At 39.2% G+C, this 3850-nt stretch carries 2 pseudogenes; both read left to right on the top strand.

Going from position 1 to position 3850, the window contains the following annotated elements:
* Positions 1-53: 53 nt before the first annotated feature.
* Positions 54-3638 (top strand): annotated as a pseudogene (locus tag FTV48_RS14200) (calcium-binding protein); the annotation flags it as partial.
* A 102-nt stretch (positions 3639-3740) separates the two neighbouring features.
* A pseudogene (locus FTV48_RS15050) lies at positions 3741-3850 on the top strand (methionine adenosyltransferase domain-containing protein); the annotation flags it as partial.

Genomic DNA, 3850 nt, shown 5'->3' with positions numbered 1-3850 from the left:
TAGAAGGCGGCTTAGATAATGACCAACTATATGGTGGTTCTGGGAGTGATGTTCTGGATGGTGGTTCAGGAGATGATCGTCTGGAAGGAGCTGAGGGCAATGACACCTTAATTGGTGGTGCTGGTAATGATTACCTTGATGGCGGTGCTGGAAATGACATACTTATTGGCGGATCAGGAAATGATGTTCTAGTAGGTAGTACTGGTAATGATATTTATCAGTTTGAATTAGGTTGGGGACAAGATGTTATCCAATACGAATATAAGAATCAAAATGACGCAGATACAGTAGCATTTATCAATATCAATCCAGAAGACATCGTTATTAGAAAAGTTGGTCAAGACATGGTGATTACACATCGTGTATCTGGAGATCAACTTACGATTCAGTCTCAATTTGGCTATTCCTCTAATAAACCAATCAACTTTATTAAGTTTGAAGGACAATCTTCATTAGTATGGAATGAGTCAGATTTTGATATTCAAGCTGTTAAAGGCACGAACAATGATGACATTATTGAAGGAACAACGGATCGTGATGTAATTCATGCTGGGGATGGAAATGACATCATTTATGGCAGTACGAATTACTTAGAAAATCCAGAGACCCAATATTTTGTCTATGGTGGAAATGGCAATGACAAAATCTATGCATCCGGATATTTAGATGGCGGTGCTGGAGATGATGAAATTCAAGGTTCTGGCCATTTGCTTGGTGGTGCTGGTAATGACACATTAACTGGACAAGGGGTTCTCGAAGGTCAGGATGGGAACGATATAATTACTGGTCAAGGACATTTATATGGTGGGGATGGTCAAGATCATCTGACATTGACAAGTCTTGGCTATGATGAACTCGGATCTTTATCTGGAGGTAATGGAGATGACATTCTAGTTGTCGATGTTAACCGGAGAGAGTTTGTAAACAGCGATAATCGTGATCAATTTATACAAAATGAAGATGGTTATCAGCGTATTGTAGATGAGGAATTAACTGAATCTCAGCGTGCTGTATATGTTCAGGGTGGCAAAGGAAATGACATTATTCATGGCTCATTTGGTGATGAAGTTTACCTATTTAATCTAGGTGATGGTCAAGACATTATTATTGAGCGTGCACAAGGGCAAAACTATAGTAATGTTGCTACTTCTTTTGATATTCTCCGTTTTGGAGAAGGTATTGAAGCTTCCGATATCAGTCTACATCGTTACGGTACAGACCTGATTGTGAATCATTCTAATAATACTGACCAAGTCATAATCAAGAATTATTTTGATGGTGGTCATTATAAGATTAATGAAATCCAATTTGCAGATTCAACCATTTGGAACAATAGCTATATTGAAAATCATGTCACTTATCACGGCACTTCATCTAATGATATGGTTTGGGGCTACCGTAATACACATGAAGTCTTCGAAATGGGACAAGGTGATGACACCGTCTATGCAGCAAATGGAAATGATGTAATTTATGGTGGAGATGGCAATGATACGCTATGGGGAGAGAGTGGCAATGATGTCCTGTATGGTGGTGCAGGTAACGATATTTTAATAGGTGGCGCTGGCACTGATATTCTTAACGGAGGTGCTGGAGATGATAGATATTACTACTACTTAACTGATGGTGCTGACGTAATTGACCAAACTGGTGGAGGGAATGATGTAATTTGGTTGATGGACCACGGAATTACTGCTAATCGAATTAGTTTCTCTAAAGAAGGCAATGATCTAATTATTATGATTGATCAAAATGCTCATCAGTCTATTCGTGTAGTAGATCATTTCTTAGGGGGTGAAAAAGCAATTTCTGCTATACAACCAAATGGTGGTTATACCATTACCGCGAAAGATATAGATGGAATTATCAAAGCCCAAGCCTATGGTGGACTATATGATACTGTTCTTGAGGGCACCAATAGTACAGAAACAATTTATGGCACATCTGGAAATGATTTGATCCAAGGTTTCGATGGCAACGATACAATTTGGGCACAGGATGGAAATGACCTTCTAGAAGGGGGTGCTGGCAATGATTACCTTGATGGCGGTGCTGGTAATGACTCACTGTATGGTGGAATTGGGAACGATACATTAATTGGTGGATCTGGAAATGATGTCTTGGATGGTGGTGCGGGTGATGATAAGTACTACTATTTCTTGACGGATGGTACTGATGTGATTGACCAGACCGGTGGCGGTACAGATGTTATCTGGCTGATGGATCAAGGAATCACTGAAGATCGTATAAAATTCACTAAAGAAAATAATGACCTACTTATCGTTATTGATAATAATGCAAACCAGTCAATACGTGTAAAAGATCATTTCTTGGGGGGGGGGAAAGCGATTTCTGCTGTACAACCAAATGGTGGATATACGATTACCGCAGCACAGATTGCATCTAAAATTAACGGTACAACTGGAGGAGGAACGGATTCTGGTTCAAATGTTGCGGGAGATACGACCTACAACTACACCAGTGGTTCAATGACCATTACAGAGCAGTCTGGCATTGATAAGGTAGTATTTGCGAGTAGTATTACTTTTAGCCAGTTCAGTTCGTATCTGAACAAATCAGGTAACGACTTAATTATTAAGATTAAGGGTAGTAATACCAATAAAGTAACAGTGAAAAATTTCTTTTTGGCTGGCGATTATCTTGTTGAAACATTCCAAACTTCAACAGGGCAAAAACTCACAGCAGAACAAATTTTCAATGCCTTTGGTATTACAATGCCTAGTGGATCAAGCAGTGAGCCAACGCCTCCAAGTGGAACTGAGATCGCTGGTGATACGACCTATAACTACACCAGCGGTTCAATGACGATTACCGAACAATCTGGGAATGATAAAGTTGTATTTGCGAGTGGTATTACCTATAGCCAAATCAGTTCATATCTGACCAAATCAGGTAATGATTTGATTATTAAGGTGAACGGCAGTAGTACCAATAAAGTGACTGTGAAGAATTTCTTCTTGGCTGGTGATTATCTGGTTGAAACATTTCAAACTTCAACAGGGCAAAAACTCACAGCAGAACAGATTTTCACTGCATTCAGTCTCACTATGCCAGGTAGTTCAGGTAGCGAACCAACGACTCCTGGAACTGATACCAATATAGATACAACGTATAATTATACATCTGGCGCATTAACTATTAATGAGCAGGGCGGGAATGATACAGTCCTCTTTAAAAATGGTATTACGTTTAGTCAAGTCGGTAATTATTTGACCAAGTCTGGTAATGATTTGATTCTGAAAGTTAACGGCAGTAGCGTTAATGCCGTGACAGTGAAGAATTTCTTCTTAGCGGGCCAGTATCTTGTAGAGAAGTTCAAATTTGAAACTGGTGGGGAAATCAGTGCTGAAGAAATTTTCGGTGCATTTGGGATTACGATGCCAAATACGACACAGAACCCAACTCCATCTAATACTGTGGATGTAACAGGTAATACTGTTTACGATTACACCACAGGCCATTTGACAATTACTGAACAATCCGGTCGTGATCAAGTAGTATTTAAAAATGGTATTACCTTTAGCCAAGTTGGAAATTACCTGACAAAATCAGGGAACGACCTTATCTTGAAGGTGAACGGTAGTGATACAAATAAAGTAACAGTGAAAAATTTCTTCCTTGGAGGTGCTTACGAAGTTGAAAACTTTAGCTTTGAAACAGGTGGAACAATTTCATCTACACAGATTTATCAAGCATACGGTTTAAGTAAGCCGCTTAATGCAGACAAGTGTGAAATCCAGGTGTCTTATGCGATTGGTGTTGCTGAACCTACTTCAATTTCAATCAACACTTTTAATACTGCAAAAGTATCTGAAGAATTGATTATTGC

This window comes from Acinetobacter sp. YH18001, assembly GCF_013416975.1.
In the GTDB taxonomy this organism is placed as follows: Bacteria; Pseudomonadota; Gammaproteobacteria; order Pseudomonadales; family Moraxellaceae; genus Acinetobacter; species Acinetobacter pseudolwoffii.
The sequence above is the reverse complement of the archived record's forward strand: the minus strand, read 5'-3'. Positions and strand labels throughout refer to the sequence as shown.